The organism is Klebsiella sp. S69 (genome assembly GCF_016516145.1).
Classification (GTDB): Bacteria; Pseudomonadota; Gammaproteobacteria; order Enterobacterales; family Enterobacteriaceae; genus Klebsiella; species Klebsiella oxytoca.
On record NZ_JACVUU010000021.1, the window covers coordinates 121,048 to 134,872 of the forward strand.

The 13,825-nt window shown below is 59.5% G+C and carries 14 protein-coding genes; 12 read left to right on the plus strand and 2 right to left on the minus strand.

All coding sequences use genetic code 11. The features are described 5' to 3' along the window. The first annotated feature begins 44 nt into the window (after nt 1–44). From fimA to IAE27_RS20435, 8 genes are all read left to right on the plus strand, one after another. Nucleotides 45–590, plus strand: a complete 546-nt coding sequence (fimA, locus tag IAE27_RS20400) for a type 1 fimbrial major subunit FimA (protein WP_004105373.1) — start codon at nt 45–47, stop codon at nt 588–590. 72 nt (nt 591–662) lie between these two features. Then, complete coding sequence (locus tag IAE27_RS20405) at nt 663–1,202, plus strand: fimbrial protein (RefSeq protein WP_004115184.1); 540 nt, start codon at nt 663–665, stop codon at nt 1,200–1,202. 35 nt (nt 1,203–1,237) lie between these two features. Continuing rightward, nucleotides 1,238–1,963, plus strand: coding sequence for a fimbria/pilus periplasmic chaperone (locus IAE27_RS20410; protein WP_200092823.1), 726 nt, complete (start codon nt 1,238–1,240; stop codon nt 1,961–1,963). Nucleotides 1,964–2,036: 73 nt separating this feature from the next. Next, nucleotides 2,037–4,673 carry a fimbrial biogenesis usher protein gene (locus tag IAE27_RS20415; RefSeq protein ID WP_108704580.1) on the plus strand — a complete coding sequence of 879 codons (2,637 nt, stop codon included), beginning with the start codon at nt 2,037–2,039 and terminating at the stop codon, nt 4,671–4,673. Between the two features lie 10 nt (nt 4,674–4,683). Next, entirely contained in the window at nt 4,684–5,214 is a 531-nt protein-coding gene (locus IAE27_RS20420) for a fimbrial protein (protein WP_016809162.1), read from the plus strand. A gap of 12 nt (nt 5,215–5,226) precedes the next feature. Beyond that, entirely contained in the window at nt 5,227–5,727 is a 501-nt protein-coding gene (locus tag IAE27_RS20425) for a fimbrial protein (protein WP_108704579.1), read from the plus strand. A 14-nt stretch (nt 5,728–5,741) separates the two neighbouring features. Beyond that, complete coding sequence (locus IAE27_RS20430) at nt 5,742–6,704, plus strand: fimbrial protein (protein WP_004115194.1); 963 nt, start codon at nt 5,742–5,744, stop codon at nt 6,702–6,704. A 28-nt stretch (nt 6,705–6,732) separates the two neighbouring features. Beyond that, nucleotides 6,733–8,169 carry an EAL domain-containing protein gene (locus tag IAE27_RS20435; RefSeq protein WP_142476151.1) on the plus strand — a complete coding sequence of 479 codons (1,437 nt, stop codon included), beginning with the start codon at nt 6,733–6,735 and terminating at the stop codon, nt 8,167–8,169. A gap of 47 nt (nt 8,170–8,216) precedes the next feature. Here the strand turns inward: IAE27_RS20435 and IAE27_RS20440 are convergent, their stop codons facing one another. Together IAE27_RS20440 and yjdI are read right to left on the minus strand one after the other, a co-directional pair. After that, the gene (locus IAE27_RS20440; RefSeq protein WP_004115198.1) at nt 8,217–8,489 is read right to left on the minus strand and encodes a GNAT family N-acetyltransferase; all 273 of its coding nucleotides are present in this window, start codon (nt 8,487–8,489) and stop codon (nt 8,217–8,219) included. A gap of 11 nt (nt 8,490–8,500) precedes the next feature. Beyond that, on the minus strand, nt 8,501–8,731 hold the full coding sequence (gene yjdI, locus IAE27_RS20445) for a 4Fe-4S mono-cluster protein YjdI (protein WP_004105390.1): 231 nt from the start codon (nt 8,729–8,731) through the stop codon (nt 8,501–8,503). Nucleotides 8,732–9,000: 269 nt separating this feature from the next. Here yjdI and IAE27_RS20450 point away from each other — a divergent pair, with 269 nt between their 5' ends. From IAE27_RS20450 to IAE27_RS20465, 4 genes are read left to right on the plus strand one after another with little or no spacing between them, the layout of a single operon-like run. Beyond that, the gene (locus IAE27_RS20450; protein ID WP_004105391.1) at nt 9,001–9,273 is read left to right on the plus strand and encodes a YtcA family lipoprotein; all 273 of its coding nucleotides are present in this window, start codon (nt 9,001–9,003) and stop codon (nt 9,271–9,273) included. A gap of 6 nt (nt 9,274–9,279) precedes the next feature. Beyond that, complete coding sequence (gene mdtN / locus IAE27_RS20455; protein ID WP_154022971.1) at nt 9,280–10,308, plus strand: multidrug transporter subunit MdtN; 1,029 nt, start codon at nt 9,280–9,282, stop codon at nt 10,306–10,308. A gap of 9 nt (nt 10,309–10,317) precedes the next feature. Then, nucleotides 10,318–12,261, plus strand: a complete 1,944-nt coding sequence (locus tag IAE27_RS20460; RefSeq protein WP_142476145.1) for an FUSC family protein — start codon at nt 10,318–10,320, stop codon at nt 12,259–12,261. Next, complete coding sequence (locus tag IAE27_RS20465; RefSeq protein ID WP_105889134.1) at nt 12,258–13,742, plus strand: MdtP family multidrug efflux transporter outer membrane subunit; 1,485 nt, start codon at nt 12,258–12,260, stop codon at nt 13,740–13,742. Before IAE27_RS20460 ends, IAE27_RS20465 begins: the two co-directional genes overlap by 4 nt. Nucleotides 13,743–13,825: the final 83 nt, after the last annotated feature.

The window sequence follows — 13,825 nt, forward strand, 5'->3', positions numbered from 1 at the left end:
GCCAGATCGGTTCGTAATCCCGATATTGTTCAAAGGAAAACAACATGAAAATCAAATCACTGGCAATCGTTGTTCTGTCAGCCCTGTCTCTGAGCTCCGCGGCGGCGCTGGCCGACACCACGGTAAATGGCGGCACGGTGCATTTTAAAGGGGAAGTCGTCAACGCAGCCTGCGCCATTGACGCGGGTTCAATCGATCAAACCGTTCCAATGGGCCAGGTACGTTCGGCGAAACTGGCGACTGCGGGCAGCACCAGCACGGCTGTCGGCTTCAATATCCAGCTGAACGATTGTGACACCACCGTTGCCACCAAGGCCTCCGTCGCCTTCACCGGCACCGCGATTGACAGCACCAACACCACCGTACTGGCGCTGCAAAGCTCTGCGGCAGGCAGCGCGACTAACGTCGGCGTGCAGATCCTTGACCGTACCGGCACCCCGCTGGCGCTGGATGGCGCAACCTTCGGCGCAGCTTCCACCCTGAACGATGGCACCAACATCATTCCGTTCCAGGCTCGCTACTACGCGACTGCCGCTGCCACTGCCGGTACCGCTAACGCGGACGCCACCTTTAAAGTGCAGTACCAGTAATTTTTTCATCAGGCAGGGACGCGCGCCGGGCCAGGAAGGCCCGTTATCCATAACGGAATTCGGGTGATAACGATGCAAAGGATGAAGTCAGGTCTGTTGATATTTTTGCTCCCGCCGCTGGCGCTGGCCGGTAACCAGTGGAACGTCACGCTGCCCGGCGGAAACATGCGCTTTCAGGGGATCATTATTGCCGAGTCCTGCCGCGTTGAAGCGGGCGACCGGCAGATGACGGTCAACATGGGGCAGATCAGCAGCAATCGGTTTCATTCGGCCGGAGAAGACACCAACCCCGTCCCCTTCGATATCCACCTGCAGGAGTGCAGTACCGCCGTCAGCCAGCGCGTTGGCGTGGCCTTTCACGGCGTCGCCGATGGTAAAAACCCGGACGTGCTCTCGGTGGGCGAAGGACCGGGGATAGCGACCGGCGTGGGCGTCGCTCTGTTTGATAAAGACGACCATCCAATCCCACTGAACGGCCCTCCCGCCGCCTGGACAAGATTGTATACCGGGCCAACCACATTGCATTTTGTAGCGAAATACCGGGCAACAGGGCATCAGGTCACCGGAGGCGCGGCCAACGCTCAGGCCTGGTTCTCCCTGACCTACCAGTAATTAATCAGCAGACGAACCGAAAACAGGAAACGACGGTGACGATAAAAGGGGTAAACGTGAGAACAACACTGGCGATAGCGCGCGGTTTACTGGCGGGAGCGCTGATGATAGCCGCCATGGGATTTACCGCTCGCGCCGAGGCTGGCGTGGCGCTGGGGGCGACCCGCGTCATCTATCCTGCCGGGCAAAAGCAGGTTCAGCTGGCGGTCACCAACAACGACGAAAAGAGCACTTATTTGATTCAGTCATGGGTGGAGAATGCCGATGGCGCGAAGGACGGTCGCTTTGTCATCACCCCGCCGCTGTTCGCCATGCAGGGAAAAAAAGAGAATACCCTGCGCATCATTGATGCCACCAGCAACCAGCTGCCGCAGGATCGGGAGACACTGTTCTGGATGAACGTCAAAGCGATCCCGTCGATGGATAAATCAAAGCTCAGCGACAACACTCTCCAGCTGGCGATCATCAGCCGCATCAAGCTCTATTACCGTCCGGCAAAGCTGGCGCTGCCGCCGGATCAGGCTGCGGGAAAGCTGAAATTTCGCCGCGGCGCAGGCACGCTTACGTTGATCAACCCCACCCCCTACTACCTGACGGTCACCGAACTCAACGCCGGTACCCGGGTGCTGGAAAATGCGCTGGTTCCGCCGATGGGTGAAGCCAGCGTTAAATTACCCGCCGATGCAGGTCGCGAGATTACATACCGCACGATTAACGACTACGGCGCGCTGACCCCGCGGATGCAGGGCGCTACGCAATAACTGACGGGAGACCGCGTTCTCCCGGAAATAAAAATAAGAACTGACAGCCGGGCGACTTTGGACCGGAGGGACTATGTCACATCTGAAATATGGACTCGACGATCTGGGCTCCGGACGTAAAAGCAGCCACGGGCCGGGGAATGCGCGCGCTTTCGCTCAAATCACGCTGGCTCTGTTACTTGCGGCACCGATCTTTTCCGTGCAGGCGGAGCTCTATTTTAATCCACGTTTTTTAGCGGATGACCCTGCCGCCGTGGCGGACTTATCAGGATTTGCCAACGGCCAGGAGGTCCCTCCGGGAACCTATCGCGTCGATATTTACCTCAATGACGGGTTTATGACTACCCGCGATGTCACTTTTAATAGTAGCGAAAGCGATCGCTCGCTGGTCCCCTGCCTGACGCGCGGGCAGCTGGCCGGGATGGGCGTCAACACGACATCCATTAAAGGGATCGGCGCTCTGGCATCCGATGCCTGCGTACCGTTAACCGAAACCATCAAGGACGCCACTACCCGCTTCGATGTCGGCCTGCAGCGGCTGTACCTGACCGTACCCCAGGCGTTTATGGGCAACCGCGCCCGCGGCTATATTCCGCCCGAGCTCTGGGACCACGGGATTAACGCCGGGCTGCTGAACTACAACTTCACCGGCAACAACGTCCATAACGACATCGGCGGCAGCAGCAATTACGCGTACCTGAACCTGCAGAGCGGGCTGAATCTCGGCGCCTGGCGTCTGCGCGATAACACCACCTGGAGCTACAGCAGCAGCGGCAGTTCGTCGACCAGTGAAAACAAGTGGCAGCACGTCAATACCTGGCTGGAGCGCGACATCACCGCGCTGCGCTCGCGTCTGACCCTGGGCGACAGCTACACCAACGGCGACGTCTTCGACGGCATTAACTTCCGCGGCGCGCAGCTCGCCTCCGATGACAACATGCTGCCGGACAGCCAGAAGGGGTTTGCCCCGGTTATCCACGGCATTGCCCGCGGCACCGCTCAGGTGTCGGTGAAGCAGAACGGCTATGAGATCTACCAGAGCACGGTGCCCCCCGGCCCGTTCACCATCAACGATCTCTACTCCGCCGGCAACGGCGGCGACCTGCAGGTGACCATCAAAGAGGCCGACGGCAGCAGCCAGGTCTTTACCGTCCCTTATTCGTCCGTGCCGGTGCTCCAGCGCGAGGGCCATACCCGCTATGCCGTCACCGCCGGGGAGTACCGCAGCGGCAACAATCAGCAGGAAAAACCGAAATTTTTCCAGAGCACCGTAATGCGCGGTCTTCCGGCAGGCTGGACCCTGTACGGCGGCACCCAGCTGGCGGACCGCTACCGCGCCTTTAACCTCGGCGTCGGCAAAAATCTGGGCCAACTGGGGGCGCTGTCGCTGGATATCACCCAGGCCAACGCCACCCTGCCCGATGACAGCGAGCATCAGGGGCAGTCGGTGCGTTTCCTCTATAACAAGTCGCTGACGGATACCGGCACCAACATTCAGCTGGTGGGCTACCGCTACTCGACGCGCGGCTATTTCAGCTTCGCCGACACCACCTATAACCGGATGAGCGGCTACAACGTCGAGACCCAGGACGGCGTGATTGAAGTGAAACCGAAGTTCACCGATTACTACAACCTCGCGTACAACAAGCGCGGCAGGGTACAGCTCAGCGTCACTCAGCAGCTGGGGCGTACCGCCACGCTCTATCTGAGCGGTAGCCACCAGACCTACTGGGGCACCGGTAAGGCCGACCAGCAGCTCCAGGCCGGGCTTAACGCCGCCGTCGACGATATCAACTGGACCCTGAGCTACAGCCTGACCAGAAACGCCTGGCAGCAGGGCCGCGACCAGATGCTGGCGCTCAACGTCAGTATCCCGTTCAGCCACTGGATGCGTTCCGACAGCACCTCCGCCTGGAGAAACGGTAACGCCAGCTACAGCATGTCCAACGATCTGAACGGCAGGACCACCAGCCTTGCCGGCCTGTACGGCACGCTGCTGGAGGACAACAACCTGAGCTACAGCGTACAGACCGGCTACGCCGGCGGCGGCGATGGCAACAGCGGCGGCACCGGATACGCGGCGCTGAACTACCGCGGCGGCTACGGTAACGCCAACGTCGGCTACAGCCGCAGCGACGGTATCAAACAGCTCTACTACGGCCTGAGCGGCGGCGTGCTGGCCCACGCTGACGGCGTCACCCTGAGCCAGCCGATGAACGACACGGTCGTGCTGATCAAAGCCCCCGGCGCGGATGGCGTGAAGGTAGAAAACCAGACCGGGGTACGGACCGACTGGCGCGGCTACGCCGTTCTGCCCTACGCCACCGAATACCGGGAAAACCGGGTGGCGCTGGACACCAATACGCTGGCCAATAACGTCGACCTTGATGATGCGGTGGTCAGTATTGTGCCCACCCACGGGGCGATTGCGCGCGCCGAATTTAAGGCCAGCGTCGGCATGAAGCTGCTGATGACGCTGACTCACAACGGTAAACCGGTTCCTTTTGGCGCCATAGCCTCCGCTGTCGACAGCCAGGGCAGCAGCATCGTCGCCGATAACGGCCAGGTCTACCTGAGCGGGATGCCGCTGGCGGGCAAGGTGCGGGCGAAATGGGGCGAAGGTCCGAACGCCAGCTGTGAGGCCATCTACAGCCTGCCGCCGGAAAGCCAGAACCAGGCGTTAAGCCAGCTGTCGGCAGCGTGCCGCTAAGGAAACCATGATGATGAGAAAAAACCTGTATCTGCTGGGCGCCATACTCTCTCTGGTCTCCTTCAGCACCCCTGCCGCCGATAGCACCATCACGATTAGCGGATATGTCAGGGATAACACCTGCGCCGTCGCAGGTGAGTCAAAAGATTTTACCGTCGATCTGATGAATAACGCCGCCAGACAGTTTAATGCCGTCGGCACGACCACGCCGCTGGTGCCGTTTCGCATCGTGCTGTCGCCCTGCGGCGGCTCCGTCACCGCGGTTAAAGTCGGCTTTACCGGCATAGCGGACAGCGACAACACCAGCCTGCTTAAGCTGGACAGTGGCGTATCGGCAGCGTCCGGGATCGGCGTGCAGATCCTTAACGGCAGCCGGGCGCCCCTGGTACTCAACGCCCCCTCGTCAAACATCGCGTGGACCACGCTGAAACCCGGGCAGACCAACACCCTCAACTTCTACGCCAGGCTGATGGCCGCGCGCGTCCCGATTACAGCAGGACACGTTAATGCCACCGCAACCTTCACGCTTGAATTTCAGTAACCGGAGGCTGAAATGAAATGGACTCATGCACCCTGGCTGCTGGCGGTAACGATGGCCTTCGCCAGCGCCCCCCGCGCCGCCGACGTGACCATTACCGTTAACGGTAAAGTGGTGGCCAAACCCTGCACCATCGCCACGCCGAAGGCCACCGTTGACCTTGGTGATTTATACACCTTTAACATGCTTTCACCCGGCTCGGCATCAGGCTGGCATGACGTCACCCTCGATCTCAGCAACTGTCCGGTCGGCACCTCGCGGGTCACCGCTACCTTCAGCGGAACGGCGGACAGCACGGGCTACTACAAAAATCAGGGAACGGCGGGCAACCTCCAGCTGGAATTGCAGGATACCAGCGGCGCCCGGTTTAACAACGGCACAAGCAAAACGGTGGCCGTCAACGATGCCACGCAATCCACCCGCTTTCCATTGCGCGTCAGGGCGCTGACGGTTAACGGCGGACCAACGCAAGGAACAATCCAGGCGGTGATTAACGTCACCTACACCTGGCTATAAGGCAGGAGAACGTTATGAATCAGCGGATTACCGCTCCCCGTAGATGTCGTATGGCGCTGGTCAACGCGCTGTGGCTGGCGCTTGTGTTAGCGGGCTTTTCCACCAGCGTCAGGGCTTATACCTGCTACGACTCCACCGGCACCATATTAAACAGCGATACCGGCGGGAAAGTATCCAACGTCTACGTTAACCTGCAGCCAAGCCTCGGAGCGGGGCAGAACCTGGTCGTCGACTTATCCAGCTCGATTTTTTGTAAAAATGACGCGCCGGACAGGCGAAACGACATGGTAAGCATGCTACAGGGCTCGGCCTATAGCGGCCTGCTGACCAATTTTACCGGTTCTTTAAAGTACTACGGAGTTAGCTATAGCTTCCCGCTAAACTCCCCGACCGCCAGCCATAATTTTACTTCCGGCAACTACACCAGCTGGAATACCCAGCTCTACCTGACGCCAATATCCACCGCCTCCGGGCTGGCGATAAGCGCCGGCTCGCATATCGCCACGCTGGTCATGTATCAGGTGGGTTCCGATATCAACGGCGGCGGTAACGTTCGTACCTCTAAATTTACCTGGAACATCTATGCCAACAATAGCGTGATTATCCCGACGGGCGGCTGCGACGTTTCCGCTCGCAACGTCACGGTAACGCTGCCTGAGTACCCGGGTTCGACCGCTGTTCCGCTCACGGTACGCTGCGGGCAAAATCAAAAGATAGGTTTTTACCTCTCCGGCACCACGGCGGATAGCGCCAACAGCGTGTTCACCAATACCTCTTCCGCCTCACCGGCCCAGGGGATAGGCGTTCAGCTATTGCGCAATGGCACTATTCTGCGCTCAAACAGTACCGTCTCTATGGGAACCGTGGGCACCTCCGCGGTCAACCTCGGACTCACCGCAACCTATGCGCGAACCAGCGGCCAGGTCACCGCGGGCAACGTGCAATCCATTATTGGGGTGACCTTTGTTTACCAGTAACGCGCCCGCGACGCGCGGCAGAGCGGGAGTGGACTATATCCTTTCGCCCTGCTCGCTGGTCGCCGATGGATTAGTCAAAGTGATGATGGCCAGCGGCATGCGGCCCGTTGTGCTGCCATCGGATACGCAGATGCTTCCCGGCGACGCCGGCATTCGCCGCCTTATCGTTTTTCTGCCGGAAACCCCGGCCAGGCTGCTCACCACCCTGCAGCAGGCCGCTGCGTTTCTTGAACACTCCGCGACGCCGCTGCCGATGCTGATCCTCAGCCGCAGCCCGGCCAGCTGGCTGTGGCATACGCTGCTGCATCAGGTCATCGATCACCGTTTGCTTGCCGAAGTGCGCACCGCCGCCTCGGACCTGCCCGTCCCCAGCCTGACCGCGGTGCTGCAGGACTATATTTTGCAAAGATATCCTTCACTTAAACAGCTGGCCGACGAAGAGATACGCCTCGGCGGAAAGCGCCCAGGCGGGCTCACCCGGCCGGAGCTAAATGCCATTCTCGGTCTACTCAGCGGATACAGCGTCAACGCCCAGGCAAAGCGCCGCGGCATTAGCCACAAAACGCTTTATAACCAGCGAATGGCAGGACTGAAAAAAATGGTGGAACATCATCCTCAGCTGGCAACCCGATTCCCCGGCAGCCAGACCAAAGGGCAGAAGATCCAACCGGATGCTGCGCTTTCCGCCTTCGAGCGCGAATTTGTCCACGCCATTCACTGTCGGCAAATTTTCCCGGTATTCCAGCCCATCACCGATGGTCGGATGCAGCTAAAAGGGTTGGAGATCCTCTGTCGCTGGCGGCAAAAGGGACAGGTTATGCTGCCGGGCGAGTTTTTGCCGCAGGTACATTCCGCGTATGCCTGGCTGGTGTTGACCGCCTTTGTGCTTCGCGAGGCCGTGGAGAATATTAATCTTCACTCCGGAGAGTTTTATTTCTCGGTCAATATTCCCGCTGCTATCGCCAGCAATGACAACCTGCTCCGGATGGTGGAGACCGCGCGCCAGCAGCTGCGTCAGCCCCATATGTCTTCGAGGCTGGTACTGGAATTTGCTGAAACCCTGGACCTCAACCTGCAGAGTAAAATTGCCGACAATATTTCCCGGCTACGCAAGCAGGGCTTTACCATTATGCTGGATGACTGCTTTTCACAAAGCAGCGTCATGTTTCCGGTACGATCGGTCAGGTTCAGCGCCTATAAGCTGGATATGAGCATCGTCAACGACATGCAGCGCGATCCTCACGCCCTGGCCCTAATCAAAAGTCTGCTCTACTACTGTCAGCTAACCGGTAGCCGCTGTGTTGCCGAAGGCGTGGACAGTCTGGATAAATTCAACCGACTGAAGGCGCTGGGGATCGACCGTTTTCAGGGTTATTTCATCTCGCCGCCGGTGGAGCGGGAAAACGTCAGTGACCTTATCCACCAGCTTTTATCCGGCCGCGATCTGAACCTTATCGCCGGGTAACACGGCGTCAGATAAAAAAGTGGCGCCAGCGCGCTGGCGCATTTATTTCAGGCGCGAATATCGTCGTACTCGCGGGTATGATCAAATTCATGTTTGGCAAACGGGCATAGCGGAATAATTTTACGCTGCTCGCCGCGCATTTTTTCCACCACTTTCGCCACCAGCTTTTTTCCCACGCCCTGGCCTTTCAGACTGGGGTCGACGTCAGTGTGTTCAATAATGCTGAGGTGCTCGCCCGTAGGCACAAAAACAATTTCCGCCACCTGCTTCCCGTCGGCGTCATTGACGTAAAACTTGTTATGACCTTCCAGTATTTCCATCATTTCCTCGCTTATTTTTGGCGATACTTCAGCGCGCCGCTCGGGCAGGTATCAATAACCTTGACCACCGTGGCCACGTCCACTTCATCCGGGACGATCCACGGTTTGCGTTTCAGATTGAAGAGCTTCGCGCTACCGCGTACGCAGTTACCCGAGTGCTGGCAGATATCGGTGTTAAAGTAGACATCTATTTTCTCTCCGGTATAGGCGCGATAGCCCGCTTGCAGTAATTCTTTATCCATGACATTGCCTCAGTTCTGACTATTTTTTATAGTCCTGGCTCTAAGCATAGCCCTGCCAGCCACCGCCGACTATCGCTGACACGCGAAATTTTATTTCGCCCACCGCTGGTCGTTAATGCAGAATGAATGATTTTCTATGCAGGTGTTATCCATAGAAAATATCCTGTTTATCGATGGAATACAGACGCTTCTGTTCTCTCCGCCTTTTATTTCCCCGACAGTGAGATTAAACTCATTTCACCTTAATCCGAGCACTCAGGTATTTCGTCTTGAATCGCATTGTTAAGCTGGCGGGCCCTGCGCTCTTATTTTCGCTATTTACGCTCTCCGGCTGCTCATTATCCCCGGCGATTCCGGTTTTAGGCGCAGCATTTCCCGGCTGGTTCTTCTGCTTATTAGGCGCCGCGCTGTTACTTATTCCCTGCCATATCCTGATTGTGCGTCAAGGATGGCAATCGCGATTTTCTCCACTGGTCTTCAGCTATCTGGCGCTGATGTTCCTGTTCGCCACGATTCTGTGGTTCCTGTTCTTCGTAAACTAGATCCCTATGACCCAATCCCGCTCAAGCGTTATCCGCAAAAAATGGCCCCTGCTGGCGCTCGTTCTCGCCGCGATCGTGGCGCTGATTCTGGTTATCTGGCAGCTGCAAACCTCGCCGGAAACCAACGATGCTTACGTTTATGCCGACACCATCGACGTGGTGCCGGAAGTGAGCGGGCGGATCGTCGAAATGCCGATTCGCGACAATCAGCGGGTGAAAAAAGGCGATCTGCTGTTCCGCATCGACCCGCGTCCCTACCAGGCGATGCTTGATGATGCCAAGGCGCGGCTGACTACGCTTGATGCGCAGATTATGCTGACCCAGCGCACGATCAAAGCGCAAGAGTACAACGCGCAGTCGGTCAACGCCGCCGTTGAACGCGCTAAAGCGCTGGTTAAGCAGACCACCTCTTCACGCATACGCCTTGAGCCGCTGGTACCGCAGGGGTTTGCCTCACAAGAAGATCTGGATCAGGCGCGAACGGCCGAAAAAGCGGCGCGCGCCGAACTGGAGGCCACCCTGCTGCAGGCGAAACAGGCTTCCGCGGCCGTGACCGGCGTTGATGCCATGGTGGCGCAGCGCGCGGGGATCCTGGCGCAAATTGCGCTGGCCGAGCTGCATCTCGAATTTACCGAAGTGCGCGCGCCGTTTAACGGCGTGGTGGTGGCGCTGAAGACGACGATCGGCCAGTACGCCTCGGCCCTTAAGCCGGTCTTTACCCTGCTGGATGACAACCACTGGTACGTGGTGGCAAACTTCCGCGAAACCGACTTGCAGAATGTTCGGCCCGGCGTTCCGGCCAGAATCACCGTAATGACCAACCATGGCCGCACCTTCGAGGGCGTAGTCGACTCGGTCGGCACCGGTGTTCTGCCCGACGGCGGCAGCGTCATTGAAGGCCTGCCGGTTATTCAGAAGAGCATCAACTGGGTCCATGTCTCCCAGCGCTTCCCGGTTAAAATCGCCGTCAAAGATCCCGACCCGAACCTGTTTCGCATGGGCGCTTCCGCCAGCGCCGTTCTCCAGCCGCAATAAGGAGACGGCATGCAAAGCTTGTGGCCGTTTCTGACCCGGGAACTCCGCGATGCGCCGGGGCGGGCGAACTATACCCTGCGCCTGACGCTCAGCTGTGCGGTGCTGATTGTGCTGTTTATGACGCTGCATATTCCCTTCCTCGCCGTAGCGCTGATCGTGGTGTTTTACGTCAGCCAGCCTAACGTCCTGATGATTAAGCTGGTCAGCGTGGTTTTCGTGGTGACCGTCAGCGTCGCCCTGGGCGGCGTACTGCTGATTATTAAGTGGACCTATGACTATCCGCTAATTCGCCTGGTTGCCTCGGTGATCCTGTTCTTCTGTGCGATTTACCTGATGCGGGTCCTCGGCAAGCTGGGGCTGGCGTTTTTCGTGGTGGCGCTGGCAGTCATCTACGCCCAGACCTTCCCGTCGATGACCAGCCAGAGCGAAATTCTGGTACGCCTGCTGCTGTGGCTATGGGTGGCGATTAACACCGCTATTCTGGTGACGTTGCTGGTCAACGCCTGTTTCCAACAGGCGTTCCCCGGCTATCAGTTTAAAGCCCGGCTGGTGGTCATGCTGCGCCAGACGGCGCGGATTCTTAGCCAACCGGATGGCGGGGCGCCGCAACCCTCCTTTAAAGAGATCGCCGGCCAGTTTAACCAGTTGCAGTCTCTGTACCAGCAAGCCGCCCGCGCCACGCCGGAGATTGCCGCCAGCCCGCAGGCCTGGCAATCGCTGATGGCCGCCGCGCTGCGCTGCTACCATTTAACGGCGCTGCTACAACCGGGCCGCGACCATTCCGAGGCGCGCCAGCGGATAGCCCGCGAGCTGAACGCGCTGGCGGATAATCTGCCCAGCCCCACGGCGGCGGATATGGAGCCGTTAATGGTCCCACGCGATAGCGATAACAGCGCCATTTTGCAGGAGATCGCCGAGGTGCTGGCGCGGCTGGCGCGCGGCGAAACCATCGCGTTACCGAAGGGTGAAGTGGAAAAAGCGCCGCTGCTGCTGCCGGACGCGTGGTCCAATCCAGTCTATCTGCACTTTGCCCTGAAAACGCTGCTGGCGACGCTGCTGTGCTACGTTTTCTATACCGCCGCCGACTGGCAGGGCATCCATACCATTATGCTGAGCTGCGTCATTGTCGCCCAGCCGGGTCTGGGCGCTACCATGCAGAAAACGTGGCTGCGTATCGGCGGCGCGCTGCTGGCGACGCTGATTGCGCTGCTCCTGATCGTCTTTGTGCAGCCCTGGACCGACTCGCTGAGCGGCCTGCTGGCGATGACCCTGCCGGTGTTCGCGCTGGCCGCGTGGATTGCGGCAGGCTCAGAGCGCATCGCCTACGCCGGGATCCAGATAGGTTTCACCTTTGCGCTGGCGTTCCTCAGCTGGTTTGGCCCGCTCAGCAACCTTACCGAACTGCGCGACCGGGTTATCGGTATCCTGCTCGGCGTGCTGGTCTCCTCGATTGTACATCTCTATTTATGGCCGGATAGCGAAGCCCCGCAGCTCAAAGCGCGTCTGGCGCAGCTTTATCGCCAGCTGGCGCAGACCCTCTCCTCAAGTGACGATGAGGTTCAGCTGGTACCGCTATTTGCCGCGCTGACCGAGAGCGAAACCTTAATCAACCGGGTAGCCGCCGAGCCGCTGGGAACCTACGCCCACCCGTGGCCGGAAGCCAAAAACTGGCCGGTGCGGGCGACGTTCCATCAGGCGGAAGAGATCCTGCGCCTCAGCGAAGGCTATCGTCTGTATGCCGCGCCGGGGGATACTTTTTTACCCCGCTGCGCCCGGCGGCTTGAAGGCTACGCTGCCGATATCGACGCGCAGCAAACTGCCGTAGAACGCCCTCAGGCGCTTCTCCCGGACCCGGCGAATCCATTTGGCGCGCCGCTGGTCAACGCGCTGGCCGCTCTGCCGGCGTGGCCATTTGCGTCTTCCGATACTCCGCGACAGGCAATGCAATCATGATTAAAACCTCTACTCTCCCGCGCGCCGCGCGCTCCCCGGTGTTTGCCTTCGCCCTGACGCTGTTAACCGGGTGCGCATTAATTCAGGACGATCCCGGCCAGGTTCCGCTGGTCAATCCGCAGCAGGCCGAGCTGGCGCAGGTGATCCATCTGGCGAATAGCGGCTGGCCGACGGCGCGCTGGTGGGAAGGCTATCAGGATCCGCAGCTAAATATGCTGGTCAATCGCGCGCTGCAGAACTCCCCCACCATGCAGGCGGCGCGGCTGCGTATTTCGCAATCGCAGTCCACGGTCGAGCTGGCGCAGTCGGCAATGGGCGTGCAGGCCACCGCCGTGGCGGCGCAAAACCGTCTGCGGGTCACCAATAAACAGTTCACCTGGCCCTACTCCTTCTCCCTGCCGGTGGATAAAAACGGCCCCTGGTACACGCTGAATACGGTTGGCGTCGGGGCGACGCTGAATATCGATTTATGGGGCGCCGACCGCGCCCGCGTTGCCGCCGCGATTGGCGAAAAGAACGCCCGCCAGGCGGAGACCGCCGGCATAGAGCTGGATCTTGCCAGCAGCGTGGCCCAGCTCTATTTCGCGATGCAGGCAACTTTCCAGAAAATCGCATTACTTAATCAGCTGGAGGCCATCGCCAGGCTCTCGGTGCAGGCGCATGAGCATCGTACCGCGCGCGGCGTGGAGGATAGCGTCGATGTCGCCAACGCCCAGGCAGAGCTGCTGGCGGCGCAGCAGCAGGTGATTACGGCGCAGGGGACGCTGACGCAGTATCGGGAAACGCTGCGGGCGCTGATTGGCGCCGATGCGCATAGCATGCCGGAGATTCATCCCGTGGCGCTGCCGGCGCTGCAGGAGACGCTCCCGGATTCGCTTTCGTTTGAACTGCTGGCCCGTCGCCCGGATCTGCAGGCGCTGCGCGGCTACGTCAGCGCTTCGATGAACCAGGTGGACGCGGCAAAAGCGGCGTTTTACCCGCACTTCGATATCAAAGCCTTCTGGGGCTACAACGCGCTGAGCGTCGGCGATCTGTTTAAGTCCTCATTCCAGCAGATCAACCTGCTGCCGGGGCTCTATTTGCCGTTGTTTGACGGCGGGCGCTTAAACGCCAACCTGAAATCGACGCGTACGGCGAGCAATATTTTAATTAAGCAGTACAACCAGGCGGTGCTGGACGCGGTGCGCGACGTGGCGATTAGCTCCAGCCAGTTGAACGATTTGAACCAGCAGGCCGCGCTGCAGCAGCAGAAAGTCGCGGCGGCGATGATGACCACCCGCAGCGCCAGCGCGCACCATCAGCGCGGACTGGTCAGCTACTATGCGGCGCAGGAGGCGCGTCGTCCGGCCATCGCGCAGCAGCTTTTGCTGCTGGATATCGAGGCCCAGCGGCTCAGCACCGATATCACCTTGATTAAAGCCCTGGGCGGCGATTACCGCGGCCCGGCGGTGGCGTCCGCAGGGAAAGAAGTGGCGCAATAGCCGTGAATTTCCCTACTCGCGCCAGGCTCTGTTCCCGGGGGCGGCGCTTAACGCGCCTTGCCCGGGCTACAGGTTCACCGCCG

Bases quoted from the DNA above. Each gene is read 5' to 3' on its own strand.
- fimA (WP_004105373.1), top strand. From the start codon at position 45: ATGAAAATCAAATCACTGGCAATCGTTGTTCTGTCAGCCCTGTCTCTG.
- IAE27_RS20405 (WP_004115184.1), top strand. From the start codon at position 663: ATGCAAAGGATGAAGTCAGGTCTGTTGATATTTTTGCTCCCGCCGCTG.
- IAE27_RS20415 (WP_108704580.1), top strand. From the start codon at position 2,037: ATGTCACATCTGAAATATGGACTCGACGATCTGGGCTCCGGACGTAAA.
- IAE27_RS20420 (WP_016809162.1), top strand. From the start codon at position 4,684: ATGATGAGAAAAAACCTGTATCTGCTGGGCGCCATACTCTCTCTGGTC.
- IAE27_RS20425 (WP_108704579.1), top strand. From the start codon at position 5,227: ATGAAATGGACTCATGCACCCTGGCTGCTGGCGGTAACGATGGCCTTC.
- IAE27_RS20430 (WP_004115194.1), top strand. From the start codon at position 5,742: ATGAATCAGCGGATTACCGCTCCCCGTAGATGTCGTATGGCGCTGGTC.
- IAE27_RS20440 (WP_004115198.1), bottom strand. From the start codon at position 8,489: ATGGAAATACTGGAAGGTCATAACAAGTTTTACGTCAATGACGCCGAC.
- yjdI (WP_004105390.1), bottom strand. From the start codon at position 8,731: ATGGATAAAGAATTACTGCAAGCGGGCTATCGCGCCTATACCGGAGAG.
- mdtN (WP_154022971.1), top strand. From the start codon at position 9,280: ATGACCCAATCCCGCTCAAGCGTTATCCGCAAAAAATGGCCCCTGCTG.
- IAE27_RS20460 (WP_142476145.1), top strand. From the start codon at position 10,318: ATGCAAAGCTTGTGGCCGTTTCTGACCCGGGAACTCCGCGATGCGCCG.
- IAE27_RS20465 (WP_105889134.1), top strand. From the start codon at position 12,258: ATGATTAAAACCTCTACTCTCCCGCGCGCCGCGCGCTCCCCGGTGTTT.